Below are 17615 nucleotides of genomic sequence, written 5' to 3' on the forward strand. Positions count from 1 at the left end.
CTGAGGTCCTCAGGTGAGCAGGAGTTGCCGGTCCCAGGTTGGTGGTTGGTCGGCGGCGGCGGAGAGCAGGGTGAGCGCCACGCCGGACGCACCGTCCAGGAAGCCCGGCCGATCCGAGTATTTTCCGCCCTCCGCCAGCGATGAGAAGCCGTACGGCAGGGCCGGGTCGTACATTCGCAGCAAATACTCGGTCAGCTCGGCGGAAAAATCGGCGAAGCGCGGGTCGCCGGTCTGATGGCCGAAGCGCAGGACAATTTGCAGCAACCCGCTGACTCCGTGGCACAGCCCGGGAGAGTCGCCCATCGCCCGGTCCCGCCATGGTCGCTGGCGCACCGCCATCATCGCCTCGACGGCGATTTCCCGCAGCGAATCGTCGTCCACCGCGTTTCCGGCCAGCCACAGTGATCGGGCCACGCCCGGGCTGCCGTAACACCAGGCATTGTGAGTGGGGTGCCCTTTCGGGTACGAGCCAGCTGCATCTATTGGTCCAACGCCCATGGGCCAGTTGGGCCCCCAACGGTCGTCGCTGCGCCGGTTGGCGATCCAGTGCCCGAGCCGGCTGATCGCCTCGACCTGACCGGGCACCAGAACACCTTCGCTGGCTGCCAGGGAAAGGAGCGCGAGCGGGCCTGGAATGCCATGCGCGAGGCCACAGTTGAACGTACCGTTCGGATACAGCTCGCCAATGGGGGTGTTGGGAAACATCTCCTGCGCAGGGGTGAACCAGTTCGGAACACCGTCGCGTTCCCCGGAAATCGCGACGAACGCGGTCAGAGTGTCCTTCAGTGCATTCTTCGCGAGCGTGTTTTCCTTGACTTGCAAAAGATACGTAGCGGCTCCAGCCAACCCGCTGATGACGTCGTATGTGTGAAATGCCAGCCCGTACGGCTTTTCGAGCATCTTTGGGGGCGCGGACGGCCACGGTCTGCGAGATGTGGTCGTCGAGAACGGCCACCAGCCGCTGGTATCGCTGGCCGTCGCGGCTGAGCGACCGAGCCGCGTACGCCACGCTGCTGAGGCCACCGAACGGGCCGGGTGCGGAAATGGCGGCCCGTTCGACCTGCTGCTTGGCGATGACCAGGCTTTTTCGTGCGCGCGGTCCGCCCAGCCGCCTTCCAGCCGGTCCATTTCGCCGTGCAGGACGGCCACTCCGGTGACGGTGTCGACTTCCTCCAGGTGCAGCACGAGCGGTTGTTTTTCCAGCTCGGTAAGGACGTTCGCGGGCACCAGCCGACGGGCGACCTCGGTGGCCGTGTGTATGGCCCGGTCGGCGAGAGCGCCGGAGACCGCCGGCGCCCACTCCCTGACCACCCCTGCCTCGGTCATTCTCTTCCTTCTCCAGCGGGATTTCCCGAGCGGAAACCGGTCGTTTTCTGCTCGGTCATGGAAAGCGTTCGCTATGGGCAGCAGCTGGTGCGGACGGTTGGGCAGGTGTTGCCGCAGGTGTAGCAGCCGGTGTTCTCGCAGCCACGCGGACCTGTGGTGGTCAGGGACATGTCGTGGTCGGTGAGAATCAGCGGGTCGCTCAGCCGGATGTCAAGGTCGTATTCGTCCACGGGCGCGGTCATGAAATCTCCTTTTCGCAGGCGGATGTGGCCTCACCATCGTGCGCCCGCCACCAGTGGGCAACCAGAGACAATGATCGGGAAGCGGCCGGGAAGATTTCCCGGCGTACGAAAAGCAACCTGACCACCATTGATTCCTGGACAACGGTCGCCCCCGACCGGGGCACCGGGATCTTTCCGGGCAAACTACTGCTGACCGCTTCCGGCCGCTGCTACCGTAAGCATTACGTGACGCGCTCGACGCACAGCAGGAGGCTGGAACCCCGGTGGCTGCCATCATCGTCCCCGTCGGCTTCGACAACGGCCCCCGCTACGACCCGGATGCCGCGCCAGACAGCGGGCCGGAGTATTACGAGGTGTCGGAGCGCCGAAACTCCGCAGAGCTGCCCTTCGACGCGTACGAGGTTTGGCAGCTGGCGCATGTCGACGTCCAGTCCCACGCAGCTGGGGAGTTCAGTCGTGATCGACTGATCGAACTGGCCGCACGGACTGGTCGAGATGCGAATGGCATTGTCAACCGGCTGGTGGCGACGGGCCTGCTGGTCGAGTACGAGGTCGGTACGCCGTCGGCGATCAAGGTTTTGCAGAGCCACCAGTTGCATCCCACCGGCCAGGGCATCGGGAACACTCAGGAGCACCCGGAGATCTTCCGCATCGGCCGCAATGGCGAAGTGCTACTGGAAGTGGTCAACGAGGTCTATACGTTTTGGACTGTCTCGCACGGGTATCCCAGCATCTGGGACGCCGTACAGGACGATGCGCAAGCGATTCCAGCGGGACTGCCCTATCAGACGGCGGAGGAACTGGGCTACCTGTTCGCCGCGGCCATCCCGATGATTGTCGCATCTCATATGGGGGTGCTGGAGCCGATATGAGCGAGCCGGTGATTGGCTACCACAAGAGCCCCAAGATTCCGAAAGTCCGAGCCAGGAAGCCTTCGTTCTGGCCGCGGGTGGCGCGCGGCGGTCAGATTACTGGCACCGCGGTCACCGCTGGTGCCCGGAAAGCCTGGTTCGATCTCGTCGGGACGGTGACCTCGCTTGGCATCGCCGGCGTTGGTGCGTACGTGCTCAATTCCTCGCACCTGCCGGCGGGCGTCAAGGCGGTCGCCACCTTTGTGCTCGGCGGCAGTGTCACGGCCAAGGCCGGCGCCAGTTTCTGGTCGGAGACCGGCAAAACCACCGCTGACGAGCGGGCCAAGGATTCGCCGCAAACGGCCCGGGCGGGTGCCGACGAGCCGCGGATCGCGGCGTTGGAGCAGCGGGCCGCGAGCCTGGAGGCGGCCAACGCGCAGCTGCGGCTGAACAACGCGGCGGTGCTGGCCGACTATGCCAACATGCGCGCGAGCAGAACACCACCCTGCAGCAGTCCAATCATGCGGTTCGTACGCAAAATGTCGAGCTCTTCAACAAAATCGAGGAGTTAGCGAAGAAGTTCGACATGATCTGGACCGTCACTCAGGCGAATTCCACCATTGTCGGCGACCAGAAGAACCATCTCGAGAGTCACGACAACGCCCTGCAGGTCCAGGGCCAGAGTCTGGTACGTCACGAGAGCATGCTGGCCGGCCACGGCGAGGCTTTGTTCACCCACGAAGAAACCCTGAAAAGGCTCCGCCAGCAGTCAACGTCCGCGCCACCGCCATCCGTGGACGCGAACCGGGCGACCTCATTTTTCGACCACGCCAACGAAACTCTGGCCCGAGCGAACCAGGGTCCGGCTGAAACACCGCAGCAGCCGGACCCTGGCTATTACACCGACCCGAACATCGGCCCTATCCGCTAGCAGGACGAGCGACCGCCAGCGAAATGCCGGTTGGCCCAGGAAAGCGCCTGGGCATACCAGTCCGTGCTGTTCAGGTGCAGGTTCACGTCGTGGCCGGAGTTCGCAAGTACATAGCTTTCCAGGCACGCGTCCGCTGGATAGAACGGTTTTTCCTGCGCCTGCACGCGGGCGGAGGAGGAACAGTCCGAGCCGCCGAGGCCGCAGAAGATGATGTCCTTACCGCCGATGACCACCAATACTGGTACGTGAATATTGGACGTCGTCCCGTTCACCAGCACCAGCGGGAAAGTTGCCAACTCGCCAGCCGTGAAGGTGTCTTTCGTCGCCTCGTCGGTAGCGACGACCTGTGGGTCGGCGTTCGAAGCGTTGTAGAAGAAGCTCTTCCTGGTCCCGGGCTCGGTGGTGACAAAGCCCAGCGGCAGTTGGGTAAATCGGCCGGATGGGTCGATATTCGCGGGTTCGTTGAGATAGAGCGGGATCTGGGCGGCGCCGGTCGGCGCCAGTTTGTGCAAGATGCCGGTGTCGATCACGCCGTCCACATCGTGGAAGGTGGCGGCCTCGACCATGGCGGTGATCGATCCGTACGAATGGCCGACCGCGATGACCTTGTCGAACGCACCCAGCTGCGGGGATTTCAGCGCCCGGACGACCTGATGTGCCACGTACGCGTTGACGTCGGTGTTAATCAGGAGACTGTTCGGGCGTGAGCTTTGGCCGGTGGCGATCCGGTCGATGTCGAGGGTGGCATAGCCGGCCGGCACGGCATGCCGTACATACGAGTATCGGTCCGGATCATAGGGAAAATCCCAGTAGACGTGGTTGTACGTGCCGCCGGGCAGCAGCAGTTGGACGACGTCCGGGTGAGTTCCGGCCGGGCTGCAGAGCTCGCCGTAGACTTGGTAGTCGGCGGTTTGACCGGCGGCCAGCGAGACTGGAATGTGGACGGCGCGGCAGTCGATGGCAGCGGGCGTGGGTGCGGCGGCGGCGGGGCCGGACAGGAACAGCGCCGCGCTCGCCACCAGTCCGGCGGCCAGCAGAGCACGCGTACGGCGGGCTACGAATGCAGCCATGGAAAGATACCTCCAGAATGACCCGGGAAAATAGCCAACAGAGACGAAAGTCGCCTCAAGCCATGTCATTCTGGGGCACTTCGCCGCCGCCGACAAGATCGAAACCGTCACCTCGCTTCGGTGACATTTGTCAGTTCTGGCTTCGGATGGGAATGCCTGCGGCGCAACAGAACAGTGAGTCCACAGCCGAATCCGATGGCGGCGGCGAAGAGATGGCCGAAGGTCGCGAAATCTGGCAGGAAAACCGCTCCAGTCGGCGCCGATCAGTGGCCACGCGATCACCGCGGCGGCCGCGAAAGGGCGGAAAATTGGTCGTACCAGCAGGGCGCTGGTGGCGAGAACGGCCTGTGCGCCATAGCTGATCCCGAAATCGTACGCGTGCCGGACGCTGTCCGGATATCCGCCGTGTGCGATGGCCAGCAAAATGACCGGTGCGGTCAGTAAAGTCCCGCCGACGTGCCCGGCGGCGAAGAGGCCGAAGGCGCGCGGGGCGCCGTAGCGGCGTTCCAGCCAGGGCAGGCACACGATAACGCCGGCGCCCAGTGTGATGAGCGTGCCAGCGAAGTCAAGCGAGTGGAAATCTGTCAGCATACCGTCGAAAAACAGCGCGCTGCCGACAAGTGAACCGATGGGATCGTGCTGCAGGTTACCCAGGTTGGTGCTCACTGCGAGCAGGAGCCGGCCGCGGGTCGGGGGTGTCAGAAACCAGTCGACCCACAAATGGGTAGCGAACAGCACAACGACATACGCGGTGGTGAAAGGGCTCCGCCGGGGATAGCTGGCGAGGCCGCGGACGACGCGGAGCACCCGGAAGACATTAGCCGACCCCCCTTGTGGACTCTCAACGGCTATTCTATAGTTCGTTAGAACGGTAGGGAGTGATCGTGAGCGAGTTCGTCGAAGAGCCGGTCTACTACGCGCAGCTGGCGCGGGTCGGGAAGGCGCTGTCGTCGCCCGTACGGCTGCGCCTGCTCGACCTCCTTGACCAGGGCGAACGCAGCGTTGAGCAACTGGCTGACGATGCTGGGGTGGGGCTCAAGAACACCTCAGCCCAGCTTCAGCAGCTGCGCGCGGCGCACCTCATCGTGGCCCGCCGGGACGGCAACCGGGTGCTCTACCGGCTGGCGGACCGGGACGTGTCGACATTTTTGGGGCAGCTGCAGGATTTCGCCGCGCACCGGCTGGCGGACCTGCGGGACGCGGTCGGTGAGTTGCTCGAGGAGCCGGCCGAATGGGCGCCGGTCACCGCCGAGGAATTGCAGCGCCAACTCGATAATCCGGCGGTGCTGGTGGTGGACGTGCGATCTGCCGCCGAATACGCCGCCGGCCATCTGCCGGGGGCAATCTCGGTCCCGGGCCGCCAGCTGCGTGACCGGCTCGACGACCTGCCGGTGGATCGCGAAATCGTCGCGTACTGCCAGGGACCCTACTGTGTCGCGTCGCCCCAGGCGGTGCGGCTTCTTCGCGAGCACGGCCGGCGGGCCCGCTCGCTGGCTGGCGGCGCCACCCGGTGGCGTCGTACCGGCCAACCTTTGGAAACATCCCTATAAGAGGAGGAAAAGTGCGAGTTATTGATTTCGATCATCTGGTGCTGGTCGCCGCGGACGTGGAGCGATCGTTGGACTTCTATCTGAACAAGCTTGGTATGGAGCCGGAGCGAGTGGACGAGTGGCGGGCGGGGAAGGCGCCATTTCCATCCGTACGGGTGAGCCCGACGACGATCATCGACATCATCGCCGGCTCTCGCCAGGAGTCCAATGTGGACCATTTCTGCCTGGTAGTGGAACCGTTGGACTGGCACGAAGTAGTGGAGTCCGGAGTCTTCACCGTGGTGGACGGGCCGGGTACCCGGTTCGGTGCCCGTGGCCGGGCGCAGTCACTTTATGTTCAGGACCCGGACAAGAACACGATCGAGCTGCGGTATTACCCGCCAGCCAACCAGCACTGAGCGGTTTTGTCCCACGAATAGGCCTCATTCGCGGCGGACCATCACTTCGAAATGGCCGGTTGGTGCGACGATCCCGTATGCGGAGAAATACTCGCGAGCAGACGCCGAGGCTGTGTGAGTGGTGATGGGTTTGTCGCCGAGCACTCCCGCGGAGTGGAATCCGGTGCTGGTCAGGGCCAGGATGGCGGCGACTCGGTCGGTCCCGCCAACCACCTGACAGGTGATTTCCCGGATCGACTCCGACTGTCCGTCCTCGTTGAAATCGTGATCAGCGTAGGTCGGGTCCGGATCGCCAACCATCCGCGGCGCGGCCGCCAGTGCCAACTGGCTGCTGCTGCGTTTGGCCACTCCGTCAAGGAAATTCCAGTTGCCGGCGGCGCATGGCCCGATGGCGGGCAGCGCGATGGTGGCAGCAGGTTTTGTCATCGGCGCCGACGGGTTCGCCGGTGGCTTTCGCTGATGCCGGCCAAGGGAGTGGCCGGCCACGAAAGCGCCACCGGCCAGCAGGACGACGGCGATGACGGCGGCCGCCCCGGTGATGGCACGGCGGGCCACGACATTCGCTTCGCCCATCGCTGTCGTGTTGGCGCGGTTGCCGTCGTTGCCTGTCACGTCATCAACCCTTTCATCGGCGTACTCCTGGGACGCCGATGGGGCCTGGTTTGGTTGTCAGCTGCCGCAGAGCAGGGCGGTGCCCAGTGGCGTACGGCTGTGCAGCATCGTGTTGCCGGCGCGTCGACTGACGATCAGTCCTGCGCGGCGCAGCACCGACGCGTGCTGGCTGGCCGAGCCGCGGCGAGCGAGATGCCGAGCCGGCGGGCCAACTCGCTGGTGCTGCAGCCGGTCTCGTCCAGATGTCGTAGGACCTCCCCGCGGGTGCTCCCGACCAGCCAGCGCGCGCGAGCGCGTCCTCGCCGCTCGGAACGCGCGCGTCCAACCCCGTCTCCTGCTCCACTGGGTAGACCAGCGTGGGCGGCAGGCTCGGATCCAGCAAAGTGACCGCATAGTGCCAGCAGAAAACGGACGGCACCAGCAGCAACCCCCGCGACCGCCGAGCTGGAGGTCCTGGTCCAGCGGATACTCCACTTCCAGCACGGGCGGCCGCCAGTGCGCCATCGGCACCAGCGACTCCAACAGGGCCTCGGCGCCGCCGTCCAGCAGAGCGCGCGCTCGTACGGCACGATCCGCGTCGACAAGCGCGTGCAGGCGCTGTGCGTACGGACCGACTGCCGTGTGGTGATAGTGCGCCAGGGCGTCCGCGAGCTTGTCCAGGTTGTACTCGGTCGGAAGGTCGCGGCGCTGGTCCGGCGACCGGCTGGACGCCAGCAGCTCCAGCTCCTGCGAGACCTGGCCGCGGGGGGTCCGTACGACCGCGGAAACGGCGTCCGAGAACGAGCCGTTCGGGTCCGCGGGGGTGAGGAAGTCCGGGAAGTAGCCTGCCGTCGGTATCAGTGGCCTGAGCTGGCGCAACGCCTCGTACGACGGGTTGTTGGCGAGCCGGGAGCCGGTCCGCTGCCGCCAGTTCGCGAACGCCGGGCCACCCTGCCGCCCGCTCAGCATCTGCAGGCTGAGCACGGTCTCCCAGAGCTGGTGGGGCTGGCGCGCCACCCGCAGCCGACCGAGGTCTTCGCTGTCGAACCAGATGCGCAACAAGCCGGTTCACCGCCTCCGGGCGTCAGCGCTGTTTCGGCCAGCGCTGAAAGATGCGGCGGATCCACCGCATCCAGCCTCATTCTGGACGAAGCGTGCTCACCCTGCAGGGAAATGGGGAGAAACTGATGATGCGACGAATCACAGCGGCAGTGGCCGTGTTGATGGGGCTATGCCTGAGCCTTTTCGGCGCGAGTGCGGCATCCGCCTTCGCGATTACCCCGGCTGGAGTCCTGTCCGCCGCGCCCGCTGGCGCCACGACGCTTTCGTACACCTGGCAAGGACAGCAGACCTATTACTACTGCGGCCCCGGCTCGACCCGGATGGTGCTCAGCGCTCGGATGTCGCCGCCATCCCAGGACACCATCGCCGGTTGGGAAGGCACCACCCAGCAACGGGACCGACGACACGGCGAATGTCGTCTCGGCGCTCAACCATTTCCTCAACACTGGTTGGTACGAGCGAAAAGCAGTCAGCGACCCGCCCACCCAGGCCCAGCGTGACCTGCTCAAACAGGACATCGTTTACGACGTCGACCGGGGCTACGGACTGGTGGCGAACGTGGTCAGCGGCTGGCGGCCGCCGGGCTACCCGAGTGGCACTATTTACCATTACGTCGCGATTGTCGGCTACGCCGACGACGGCGACACCGCGGTGATCGGCGACCCAGCCGGCGGCGGCGCCGGTGGCGGGAGTTGGAGCAACGTGCCGCAGCAGTACTCGATCAGCACGTACGACCTCGGCACCTGGATCGGCGAGAAGGCGTACGCGGCTTAGTTCGCAACGAAAACGCCACGGCGTCGACAGCAGCACAATGTCCCGCACTCGACATCGAGTGCGGGACATTGTGCCGCTCTCAACGACCAAGGTGCGTCCAAGACTCCCATCGCGGCGGTCTGTCGACTGGACCACTATTCCTGAGACCTGACGAACGGTGGCTTCGGCCCCATCCAGCGACTGGCCGGATGCGGCCAGCGGCGGCTCGGCGAAGAGTCGTCGCGGGCCCGGTGAAGTCTGGGGAAAGTCTTGGTGCGAAACCGGCAGGGCGGGCGACGACCGGGCGGCGGTGCCCCTACGGTGTGATTTGTCCGATTGTTTGGCTGTGCCCTCACTGGAGCCCAGATGCGCGACAGCGCTCTCCCGGGACCGTCCCGGATCGCCCATTTCACTGACACCTGGCTGCCTCGCCGCGACGGGGTCGTCACCAGCCTGCAGACCCTGGACCGGCAGCTGCGCGCGGCCGGCCGGCAGAGCCTGGTCGTGGTGCCGCGGCACCGGGACGCCGTCGCCGAGCCCGGCCAGTCCCTGCACACCCTCCGATCGCTGCCGTGTGGCGTCGGTCAGCTGCGGCTCGCGCCGCTGCCCGGTCGCCGGCACACCGACGCGATCGCCGGCTGGGAACCGGACCTGGTGCACGTCCACACGGTCGGGCCGATCGGCCTGCTCGGTGTCTATGCGGCTACCCGGCTGGGCGTGCCGCTGGTGCACACGTACCACACGGACTTGCACGCGTACGCCGATGCTTATCGGGTGCCGACGCGCGCGCTCCAGCTCGCTGTGGCGGCGTACCGGCGACGGCTCGCTCCCGGCGGCCGGCGGCCGGCGATGCGTACGGTCGGAGACAACCCGCGGCGCGCTCTGGTGGACGAAGGTCTGCGGCTGCTTTTCGGCCAGTCCGATGCGGTGGTGCTGCCGACCCGCGCGATCCTGGACCGGGTCCGGCTGCCGGTGCCCGCCGATCGGCTGCACGTGCTGCCGACCGGGGTCGAGGGGCGGACCGTACGGTCGTCGGAGGTGATGGCGTTCCGGCAGCGGCATGGGGTGTCGACTCGTGACCGGCTGGTGCTGTCCGTCGGACGGGTGACCGCCGAGAAGGGAATCGACCTGCTGCTACCGGCTTTCGCTCGGGTGCTGGCCGCCGAGCCGCGGGCTCGGCTGGTGCTGGTGGGGACGGTCTACGACCGCGAGGCACTGTCCGCCGCTTTGCGCGCCAGCGGCCTCGGCCGCCGGGTCGTCCTGGCCGGCGAGCTGGCCCCGCAGCGCGTCGCCGCCGCGTACGCTGCCGCCGTCCAGTCCGGGGGCGTCCTCGCCTTCGCATCGCGTACGGACACCCAGGGTTTGGTGTTGTCCGAGGCCGCTCACGCTGGCCTCCCATGCGTCATGGTGGACGCTGAGTTGCTGGCCGCCGGCCCGCTCGCCGGCGCGGCGCTGTGCGCTCCGGCGACGACTGCCGGTTTCGGTGCCGCGATCGAGCGGCTGCTGGCGAATCCGGTGCTGGCGGGCGCGTTGGCGGACCGGGCCCGCAGAGCGGTGCTTGCGCACACCCCGCAGGCCTATGTGACGTCCATGCTGTCGATCTATGCGGCCGCTGCTGGCGTACGCGATCGGATGGCCGCCTAAGAGCAGTTCAGGCTGCCTGATGTGGGGGCAGCGAGGGCGTCGGATAGCGTGCGTGCTGTGGATGCTGCTTTGGACACCCTCGTTGTGGATCACCCGCTGGCGGCCGCGCGGCTGACCACGATGCGGGACGCGCGGACGGATTCGGCGACCTTCCGAGCCGCGCTCGCTGAGTTGACCGTCATGTTGGTCTACGAGGCCACCCGTACGCTGCCGGTCGACAAGTACCAGATCCACACGCCGGTGGCGCGTACGACCGGATACCGGCTGGCGAACCCGCCACTGCTGGTGCCGGTGTTGCGGGCGGGGCTGGGGATGGCGAACGCGGCGCTCGGGTTGTTGCCGGAGGCCGCGATGGGGTTCGTCGGGCTGGCGCGCGACGAGAAGACCTTCGAACCGCGGGCATACATGGAGTCGCTGCCGGCCGACCTCACCGGCCGGCCAGTGTTCCTGCTGGACCCGATGGTCGCGACCGGCGGGTCCATAGAGCACGCCGTACGGCTGCTGACCACTCGCGGCGCCAGCGAGATCACGGTGATCTGCGCGCTGTCGGCCCCCGAGGCGCTCGCCGCGCTGGCCGAGGCGAAGCTGCCGATCCGGATCGTCACGGCGAGCGTGGACGAGCGGTTGAACGACTCGAAGTACATCGTGCCGGGCCTCGGCGACGCCGGCGACCGGCAGTTCGGCGCGGTCTAGATGCGGCTACGGCTGTCGCTGGCTGTGGTGACGGCTTTGCTGCTGGCCGCCGGTTGTGCGGCGGCTGGCCCGCCGCACACCGTCAAACTTTCGGTCACCGCCAAGGAACCTGGCTCGGTCGGCGAGATCTCGTACCAGATCGGCGTCGGCGCGAGCGTCCAGAAAGTCACCGACGCGGACATTCCGTGGACCGTGACGATCAAGGACCCGCCCAACGGCGTCGCCCGGCTCTCGCTGACGGTCGCCAACCTGTCCGACCCGTCGATCATCGTCGCCGAAGCCACCTTCACCTGCACGGCACTGTGGACGGCAAGGTCGTCGCCACCAGGACCGCACGTGAAACCGTCACCTGCGCCCACTGACGTGGGCGTGCGTCAGAGGCCCAGGGCGGTGGCGATTTCGGTGCGCAGGGTTGCCAGTGACCGGTCGGCGCGGGGGCCGGCGTCGGGGGCGAAAGGTTCGACTGTTTCCAGGTAGGCCTTCAGTTTTGGCTCGGTGCCGGAAGGGCGGACGACGACGCGGACGCCTTCGGCTCGTACGGTCAGCACGTCCGCGCTGGGCAGTCGGTCGGTGATTTCGGTGACCGGGCGGCCCAGCAGCGTTGACGGTGGGTTCGACCGCAGTCGGGCCATCATGGTGGCGATTTCGGCGACATCGGTGACGCGTACGGACAGTTGGTCGGTCCGGTGCAGGCCGTACGCCGCCGCCAACTCGTCCAGCCGGTCGGTCAGGGTCCGTCCGTCGGCCTTCAGTCGGGCGGCCAGGTCGGCGATCAGGACCGCGGCGGAGATGCCGTCTTGTCGCGGACGAGGTCGGGCGCGACGCAATAGCCGAGCGCTTCCTCATATCCATAAGCGAGTGGCACGCCGGTCTCATCGCCGCCCCGGACGATCCACTTGAAGCCGGTCAGCGTTTCCGCGTACGGCTGGCCTGCGGCCGCGGCGATCGACTGGAGCAGCTGCGACGACACCACGGTCGTCGCGTACGTGCCGGTCCGGCCGAGCCTGAGCAGATGGTCGGCGAGCAGTACGCCGACCTCGTCGCCGCGCAGGATCCGCCAACCGGCCGGCGTCGGCACCGCGACGGCGCACCGGTCGGCGTCCGGGTCGTTGGCGATCGCGATATCCGCTCCGGTCCGCGCGGCCAGCGCCTGGACCAGGTCCATCGCGCCGGGTTCCTCCGGGTTGGGAAACGGGACGGTGCTGAAATCCGGATCCGGATGGTGCTGCTCGGGCACCGAGGCTGGCTCGGCGAAGCCGGCTTTTTTGAATACCCCCAACAAAGTCTCGGCGCCGACACCGTGCATCGCGGTGTACGCGACGGTGATGTCCTTTTGGTGCGGCCGGATCGACCAGCGCGGCGACGGCGTCCACATAGGACTCGACGAGGGTGTCGTCGATGATTTCCCCGGCATCACCCAACGGCACGGCCGAGAGTGGGCCGACGGTCCGGATGGCGGCCTCGATGCCGGCGTCGACAGGAGGCACGATCTGCCCGCCGCGGCCGTCCTCGCCGCCCAAATAGACCTTGTAGCCGTTGTCCGCGGGGGGGGGATTGTGGCTGGCCGTGACCATCACCCCGGCGGCCGCGTCGAGCGCCCGCACCGCGTACGCGAGGACCGGTGTGGGCAGCCGCGTCCGCAACCGCAGTGCGCGCCGGCCGGCGCCGGTGAAGACGGCCACCGCCTCGTCGGCGAACTCCCGCGATCCGTGCCGTCCGTCGAACCCGACCACCACTGGCCCAGCCGGGCCAGCACTGTCCAAATAGGACACCAGGCCGCGGCTGGCGGCCCGTACGACCGCGCGGTTCATCCCGTTGGGCCCCGCTCGGAGGACTCCGCGCAGCCCGGCCGTACCGAAAGTCAGCGGCTGCGCGAACCGGTCGGCGAGCTCGGCCTCGCTGTCCGGCCACTGGTCAAGCAGAGCCTGCAGCTGCGCCTGGGTAGCCGGATCTGGGTCGTCGTCCCGCCACGCGGCGGCGGCCGCGCGCAGGTCAGTCTGCATTGCCATCCCGCCATCGTGCCGGACGGCCGGTGACGGTCAGAGGCTGACCTTGGTGCCAGCCACCACCTGCTGGAAAAGTGGCAGGTACGTGGCGAAATCCGATTCGTTGGCCATGTAGGAGAGTTGGTACGACTTCCCGTTCTGGCCAATCGCGCCATAGAGCAGGTTGTGCCGCTGGACGCCGTTGTTCGACCAGGTGAACTCCCAGATCGCGCCATCGGAGCGGCCGGCGAACGAGGTCGCCTTCAAGGTGAGTACGTGAAAGCCCGGAATGTAGTACCTCGAGCCGGCCGGCCGCCGCGTCGGCGCGAGCCTCGCTGCCATCCTGGAAAACCTTCAGCGCCGACGAGGTGCCCGGTCCGCCGGGGTTGGAGAACGAGATCCGGATTTTCTGGCTGTCCGGGTTGTTGAGCGGCCCGTAGCCGATCAGCGTCGGGTCGCCGCTGTCCTTGCGTTCCCAGGTGGCCGGGACCGGCACCAGATAGCCGGGGAACAGGCTCACCGGGCTGACCGAAGGCGCTGGTGTGCCAGTCGAGCTGGGGTTGGTCGAGTACGTCGGTTGGGGCGTGGGCGGCGTCGCGGTGTTGGCCTTGTCGTGGTTCAGGCTCAACACGACGACGATGCCGGCGCCGGCCGCCAACGCAAGGGCCAGGACGATCCCGATGATGACCAACGGGGTCTTGGAGCGCCGGCGAGGCGGCGGCGGTTGGTACGGCGGTTGGTGCGGTTGTGGGGTCGGGTGGACTTGCGGCTGGCCGTAGCCGTACGGCGGGCTGCTCGGCGCGGTGGTCCGGCCGCTCACCGGTGGTTGCGGCGCGGGAGGCAGCGGGTGCGGCACCGGCGGAAGGGGTGCCGGCGGGCTGGAGACGGCTGCGTGGCCGGTCGGTGGCCGCCCGGTTGGCCGCTCGGTTGGCCGCTCGGTTGGCCGCCTGGTTGGCCGCTCGGTTGGCTGCCCGGTCGGCTGCGGTGCCGGCGGGGCGGAGACCGACGCCCGGCCGATGGGCAACTGGCCCATCGGGAGCACCTGGGTCTGGTGCACCTGGACGGTCGACGCGTCCTCTTCCGACGGCGGTGCAGGCACGGCTCCGGGCCCGACCGGCTGGTGCCCGTACGCCCCCGGTTGCCCCGAAACCAGATGCCCGTACACCGGTCCAGGCTGGCCGGAGGCCGGCGCTCCAGACACTGGCGTCCCACCTGTGTGAGCCGCGCCGGGCCAGGTCAGCGGGGGAGGCGGCTGGGCTGGTACGGCCGCGGTCGGCGGCAGCAGGGACGGGCTGGCCGAGCCGCCGCGGATGGCAGCTCCAACGCCTCGGCGGCGCCTTGGGCGGACAGCCGCCGGTACTGATCCTTCTCCAGCAGCCCAGTCAGGACCGGTTGCAGGGGACCGGCCAGCCGGTACGGGTCGGGGGGCTCGTTGAGGATCGCGGCGAGGGTCGGCAGCGGGCCTTCCCGGTCGAAAGGCGGCCGGCCCTCGACAGCGGCGTAGAGGGTGGCGCCGAGCGAGAACAGGTCGCTGGGCGGCCCGACGGTTTCACCGCGTACCCGCTCTGGGGCGATGAAGGGCGGCGACCCGATCATCAGGCCGGGCGCGGTGAGCGAGGTCTTGTCGAGCTCGAAGGCGATGCCGAAGTCGGTCAGGCTGGTGGAGCCGTCGTTGTCGATGATCACGTTCGCCGGCTTCACGTCCCGGTGCAGCACCCCGGCGCGGTGGGCGGCGCCGAGCGCGCGCGCCCAGCAGCTCGAGCCCGATCTCGGCGACCCGCGGCGCCGGCAGCGGCCCGCTGTCCAGCACCATGTCGTCGAGGCTCTTGCCGGTGATCAGCTCCATCACCATCCACGGGTTCCCGTCGACGGTGAGCACGTCGTACACCCGGACGATCGCCGGATGCCGCAGCCGGGCGCCGAGCCGGGCCTCCTTGATGAGCCGGTCGGACATCTCCTTGCGTACGGTCGCGGACATGGTGCTCGGCAACAGCAGCTCTTTGAGCGCGACCTCGCGGTCCAGGATCAGGTCGCGGGCCCGCCAGACCCGGCCCATGCCGCCCTGGCCGATCGCGGACACGACCGTGTACCGCTCGGCGATGACCCGGCTTTCCCCGGCAGGCGCTCCGACCACGCAGCCAGGTTAGGGCCGCGAGATCGCGACCGGCATCGGCCGGCAGGTCAGGAGACCGTCACCGTGCCCCAAAGGGCAGGCCATCGCGAGGGCGAGCAATCGCCCTCGCGAAGTGAGGTCAGAGCTTGCTGACGATGGCCAGGAGCAGGTCGCCGATCGAGGCGGCAGCGGCCCGGCCGGCGTCCAGCACCTCGTGGTGGTCCAACGGCTGGCCGCTCAGCCCGGCGGCCACGTTGGTGACCATCGAGAGCCCGAGCACCTCCAGGCCGGCGGCCCGGGCGGCGATGGTCTCCAGGGCGGTGGACATCCCGACCAGGTCGGCGCCGACGGTGACCAGCATCCGGATCTCGGCCGGAGTCTCGAAATGTGGGCCGGGCAGCGCCGCGTACACACCCTCGGCCAGGTCCGGGTCGACCGTACGAGCGAGGTCGCGCAGCCGGGTCGCATACGCGTCCGTCAGGTCGACGAAGTCGGCGCCGACCAGCGGCGAGCGGGCGGTCAGGTTGAGGTGGTCGCTGATGAGGACGGGCTGGCCGATCCGGTAGCCCAGGTTGATGCCGCCGGCGGCGTTGGTGAGCACCACCGTGTGGCAGCCAGCGGCGGCGCGCGGTGCGTACGTTGTGAACGACCGGCTCCACGCCGAGGCCCTCGTAGAGGTGCGTACGGCCGAGGAACACCAGCACCCGCCGGCCCTGGACCGTCACCGAGCGCACCTTGCCGACGTGCCCGAGCGCGGTCGGGGGCGCGAACCCGGGCAGGTCACTGACCGACACTTCCACGTCGGCGGCGCCGATCCGGTCGGCGGCCGGCGCCCAACCGGACCCGAGAACCACCGCCACGTCGTGCTTGTCCACACCGGTGGCGCGCGCGAGCGCGGCCGCGCTGTCGGCCGCGAGCTTTGCTGTTTCCTGAGATGAACTCACGGCCGCCGAGGGTAGTCGACCCCGTCACGCTCTCCGCACACAGTCAGGCCGGACCCTTGCGGCCGACGAGATGGAAGACCCGGCTGAGGTGGCGGTAGGGGTCTCGGCGGCTGGCCTCAAGTTCGACGGCGGCGGTGGCTTCCACCTGTTTCGCGTCTGTCGGGTCCAGTTCGGCGCCGCTGAAGTCGAGCCAGTCGACAAACAGCCACACCCCGTACCAGTCCAGCGGCCGCACGCCGCGGCTCTGGATGAGCTCGCTGACCTCCTCCACCGTGTAGTCACGGCCCGGCAGGCCCAGCACCCCCATCCCCTGTTTGGCGTCGAAGGACGCGAGGGCGTCGTCCCATCGTCGCTCCAAGGCGGGGCGTACGGCGGCAGCCTTGGGGTTACCGGTCATGATCGAGACGACGCCACCTGGGGCGGCGCATCGGCACAGCTGGTCGACCAACGGTCCCGGCTGCTCCAGATATCCGAGCACGCCGTGGCACAGTACGGCAGCGAAGCGCTGACCACCTACCGCCTCGTCTGCGTTCTCGCCATCGGCCTGCAAGAGCGTCACCCGTCGCTGGACCTCAGCCGGCAGTCGTTGGAGTCGCTGGCGCGCCTTGTCCAGCATCGCTGGCGACGAGTCCAGCAGCGTCACGTCGTAACCGGCCTGTGCCAGCGGAAACGATGATGGCCCGCGCCGCCGCCAATGTCCAGCACAGTTGCCGGTGGGGCCGGCAGATGCTCCAGCAACTGCTGGTGCATCACATAAGTGCGCACGAGACCCTTCACTGAGGCGTACGCCTTATCGGCGAACTGATCGGCCACGGTGGCCCAGATGTCGTCGGTCACCACCCCAACTTATCAGTTGGTAGTTAGTAACTAGTAACTTAATGACCATGACCACACGCATGAGTGGACCGGAACGACGAACCCAGGTGCTCGGGATCGCCGCGAGGGAGTTCGCCGACCACGGACTTCACGGTGCGTCGATCGAGGCGGTCGCGCGTGAAGCGGGCATCACACAGGCGTATGTGTTCCGGATGTTCAAAACCAAGAAGGCGCTGTTCCTGGAGCTCGTCGGCGCGGCCTTCGATCGCTTCAGCGATGGCATGGCGCAAGCCGCCAGCGGCGCCCAGGGGTTGAGCGCCCTGGCCCTGATGGGGGCGCAGTACTACGACTCGCTGGCCGACCGCACCACCCTTTTGTTGCAGCTACAGGGCTTCGCCGCAGGTGGTGACAGTGAGGTCCGCGATGTCGTACGGACGCGACTTGCTCGCATGTGGGACACGGTCGCCGATGCGACGGGCCTGGATCCGGTGACGGTGAAGTCGTTTCTCGCCTTCGGCATGCTTCTCAACAACGTGGCCGCCCTCGATGTCGACGAGGTGACCGAACCGTGGGCCGAGGGCGTGCGTACGCGTATCCATCAGGGACTCTTCGAGCACATCACTACCCAAACCAACAGCTGAGGGGA

The 17615-nt window shown here is 67.7% G+C and carries 20 protein-coding genes and 3 pseudogenes; 11 read left to right on the forward strand and 12 right to left on the reverse strand.

From position 1 onward, the window contains the following. Positions 1-9: 9 nt before the first annotated feature. Both GNX96_RS26905 and GNX96_RS26910 read right to left on the reverse strand, forming a co-directional pair. Entirely contained in the window at positions 10-1326 is a 1317-nt protein-coding gene (locus tag GNX96_RS26905) for a lanthionine synthetase C family protein (RefSeq protein WP_163570322.1), read from the reverse strand. A gap of 71 nt (positions 1327-1397) precedes the next feature. After that, positions 1398-1568, reverse strand: coding sequence for a hypothetical protein (locus tag GNX96_RS26910; protein WP_163570324.1), 171 nt, complete (start codon positions 1566-1568; stop codon positions 1398-1400). Positions 1569-1831: 263 nt separating this feature from the next. Here GNX96_RS26910 and GNX96_RS26915 point away from each other — a divergent pair, with 263 nt between their 5' ends. The 3 genes from GNX96_RS26915 to GNX96_RS26925 are packed head-to-tail and all read left to right on the forward strand — an operon-like array spanning position 1832 to position 3350. Beyond that, positions 1832-2440: a hypothetical protein gene (locus GNX96_RS26915; RefSeq protein ID WP_163570325.1), complete on the forward strand. Its 609-nt coding sequence runs from the start codon at positions 1832-1834 to the stop codon at positions 2438-2440. Next, positions 2437-2991 carry a hypothetical protein gene (locus GNX96_RS26920; RefSeq protein ID WP_163570327.1) on the forward strand — a complete coding sequence of 185 codons (555 nt, stop codon included), beginning with the start codon at positions 2437-2439 and terminating at the stop codon, positions 2989-2991. Before GNX96_RS26915 ends, GNX96_RS26920 begins: the two co-directional genes overlap by 4 nt. Before the next feature lie 14 nt (positions 2992-3005). Continuing rightward, positions 3006-3350, forward strand: a complete 345-nt coding sequence (locus GNX96_RS26925) for a hypothetical protein (protein ID WP_163570328.1) — start codon at positions 3006-3008, stop codon at positions 3348-3350. Here GNX96_RS26925 and GNX96_RS26930 read toward each other — a convergent pair. Further along, positions 3347-5227, reverse strand: coding sequence for an alpha/beta hydrolase (locus GNX96_RS26930; RefSeq protein WP_163570330.1), 1881 nt, complete (start codon positions 5225-5227; stop codon positions 3347-3349). The genes GNX96_RS26925 and GNX96_RS26930 overlap by 4 nt on opposite strands. Before the next feature lie 77 nt (positions 5228-5304). Here GNX96_RS26930 and GNX96_RS26935 point away from each other — a divergent pair, with 77 nt between their 5' ends. Next, positions 5305-5970, forward strand: coding sequence for an ArsR/SmtB family transcription factor (locus GNX96_RS26935; protein ID WP_163570331.1), 666 nt, complete (start codon positions 5305-5307; stop codon positions 5968-5970). A gap of 11 nt (positions 5971-5981) precedes the next feature. Next, positions 5982-6368, forward strand: a complete 387-nt coding sequence (locus GNX96_RS26940) for a VOC family protein (RefSeq protein ID WP_163570333.1) — start codon at positions 5982-5984, stop codon at positions 6366-6368. Positions 6369-6392: 24 nt separating this feature from the next. On the opposite strand, the gene GNX96_RS26945 is transcribed toward GNX96_RS26940, so the two are convergent. Beyond that, positions 6393-6980: a hypothetical protein gene (locus GNX96_RS26945; RefSeq protein WP_163570334.1), complete on the reverse strand. Its 588-nt coding sequence runs from the start codon at positions 6978-6980 to the stop codon at positions 6393-6395. 57 nt (positions 6981-7037) lie between these two features. Next, the gene (locus tag GNX96_RS26950) at positions 7038-8021 is read right to left on the reverse strand and encodes a helix-turn-helix domain-containing protein (protein ID WP_279581591.1); all 984 of its coding nucleotides are present in this window, start codon (positions 8019-8021) and stop codon (positions 7038-7040) included. 149 nt (positions 8022-8170) lie between these two features. On the opposite strand from GNX96_RS26950, the gene GNX96_RS26955 reads away from it, so the two are divergent. The 5 genes from GNX96_RS26955 (at position 8171) to GNX96_RS64930 (ending at position 11588) form a co-directional block, all read left to right on the forward strand. Continuing rightward, the gene (locus GNX96_RS26955) at positions 8171-8521 is read left to right on the forward strand and encodes a cysteine peptidase family C39 domain-containing protein (RefSeq protein ID WP_279581592.1); all 351 of its coding nucleotides are present in this window, start codon (positions 8171-8173) and stop codon (positions 8519-8521) included. Between the two features lie 49 nt (positions 8522-8570). Continuing rightward, the gene (locus tag GNX96_RS26960; protein WP_163570337.1) at positions 8571-8795 is read left to right on the forward strand and encodes a hypothetical protein; all 225 of its coding nucleotides are present in this window, start codon (positions 8571-8573) and stop codon (positions 8793-8795) included. A gap of 345 nt (positions 8796-9140) precedes the next feature. Continuing rightward, entirely contained in the window at positions 9141-10418 is a 1278-nt protein-coding gene (locus tag GNX96_RS26965) for a glycosyltransferase (protein WP_163570338.1), read from the forward strand. Positions 10419-10538: 120 nt separating this feature from the next. Next, positions 10539-11111 (forward strand): uracil phosphoribosyltransferase, encoded by a 573-nt coding sequence (gene upp / locus GNX96_RS26970; RefSeq protein ID WP_390624161.1) that lies wholly within the window; start codon positions 10539-10541, stop codon positions 11109-11111. Then, complete coding sequence (locus GNX96_RS64930; RefSeq protein WP_163570342.1) at positions 11112-11588, forward strand: hypothetical protein; 477 nt, start codon at positions 11112-11114, stop codon at positions 11586-11588. On the opposite strand, the pseudogene GNX96_RS64935 reads toward GNX96_RS64930, so the two are convergent. The 7 genes and pseudogenes from GNX96_RS64935 to GNX96_RS55495 all read right to left on the reverse strand — a co-directional run bounded on the left by GNX96_RS64935 (position 11486) and on the right by GNX96_RS55495 (position 16990). After that, positions 11486-13114, reverse strand: a pseudogene (locus GNX96_RS64935) (phospho-sugar mutase). The gene GNX96_RS64930 and the pseudogene GNX96_RS64935 overlap by 103 nt on opposite strands. Then, positions 13104-14297 carry a hypothetical protein gene (locus GNX96_RS26985; protein WP_163570344.1) on the reverse strand — a complete coding sequence of 398 codons (1194 nt, stop codon included), beginning with the start codon at positions 14295-14297 and terminating at the stop codon, positions 13104-13106. The pseudogene GNX96_RS64935 and the gene GNX96_RS26985 overlap by 11 nt, the downstream one beginning before the upstream one ends. Before the next feature lie 35 nt (positions 14298-14332). Further along, a complete protein-coding gene (locus tag GNX96_RS26990; RefSeq protein WP_163570346.1) occupies positions 14333-14812 on the reverse strand; it encodes a protein kinase domain-containing protein in 480 nt (159 codons plus the stop codon). A gap of 46 nt (positions 14813-14858) precedes the next feature. Further along, positions 14859-15230: pseudogene (locus GNX96_RS55490) on the reverse strand (protein kinase domain-containing protein); the annotation flags it as partial. Positions 15231-15348: 118 nt separating this feature from the next. Then, positions 15349-16153: pseudogene (locus tag GNX96_RS27000) on the reverse strand (purine-nucleoside phosphorylase). A 43-nt stretch (positions 16154-16196) separates the two neighbouring features. Further along, entirely contained in the window at positions 16197-16796 is a 600-nt protein-coding gene (locus GNX96_RS27005; protein ID WP_279581594.1) for a methyltransferase, read from the reverse strand. Beyond that, entirely contained in the window at positions 16793-16990 is a 198-nt protein-coding gene (locus GNX96_RS55495) for a hypothetical protein (RefSeq protein ID WP_279581595.1), read from the reverse strand. The genes GNX96_RS27005 and GNX96_RS55495 overlap by 4 nt, the downstream gene beginning before the upstream one ends. Before the next feature lie 86 nt (positions 16991-17076). Between GNX96_RS55495 and GNX96_RS27010 the strand changes: the two genes are divergently transcribed. Further along, a complete protein-coding gene (locus GNX96_RS27010) occupies positions 17077-17610 on the forward strand; it encodes a TetR/AcrR family transcriptional regulator (RefSeq protein ID WP_313885795.1) in 534 nt (177 codons plus the stop codon). Positions 17611-17615 lie beyond the last annotated feature (5 nt).

Source organism: Fodinicola feengrottensis, from assembly GCF_010993775.1.
GTDB classification, from domain to species: domain Bacteria; phylum Actinomycetota; class Actinomycetes; order Mycobacteriales; family HKI-0501; genus Fodinicola; species Fodinicola feengrottensis.

What these genes read in the sequence shown, in the direction of transcription:
- GNX96_RS26905 (WP_163570322.1), bottom strand. Translation starts at nt 1,326, where the DNA reads ATGACCGAGGCAGGGGTGGTCAGGGAGTGGGCGCCGGCGGTCTCCGGC.
- GNX96_RS26910 (WP_163570324.1), bottom strand. Translation starts at nt 1,568, where the DNA reads ATGACCGCGCCCGTGGACGAATACGACCTTGACATCCGGCTGAGCGAC.
- GNX96_RS26920 (WP_163570327.1), top strand. Translation starts at nt 2,437, where the DNA reads ATGAGCGAGCCGGTGATTGGCTACCACAAGAGCCCCAAGATTCCGAAA.
- GNX96_RS26925 (WP_163570328.1), top strand. Translation starts at nt 3,006, where the DNA reads ATGATCTGGACCGTCACTCAGGCGAATTCCACCATTGTCGGCGACCAG.
- GNX96_RS26965 (WP_163570338.1), top strand. Translation starts at nt 9,141, where the DNA reads ATGCGCGACAGCGCTCTCCCGGGACCGTCCCGGATCGCCCATTTCACT.
- upp (WP_390624161.1), top strand. Translation starts at nt 10,539, where the DNA reads ATGCGGGACGCGCGGACGGATTCGGCGACCTTCCGAGCCGCGCTCGCT.
- GNX96_RS64930 (WP_163570342.1), top strand. Translation starts at nt 11,112, where the DNA reads ATGCGGCTACGGCTGTCGCTGGCTGTGGTGACGGCTTTGCTGCTGGCC.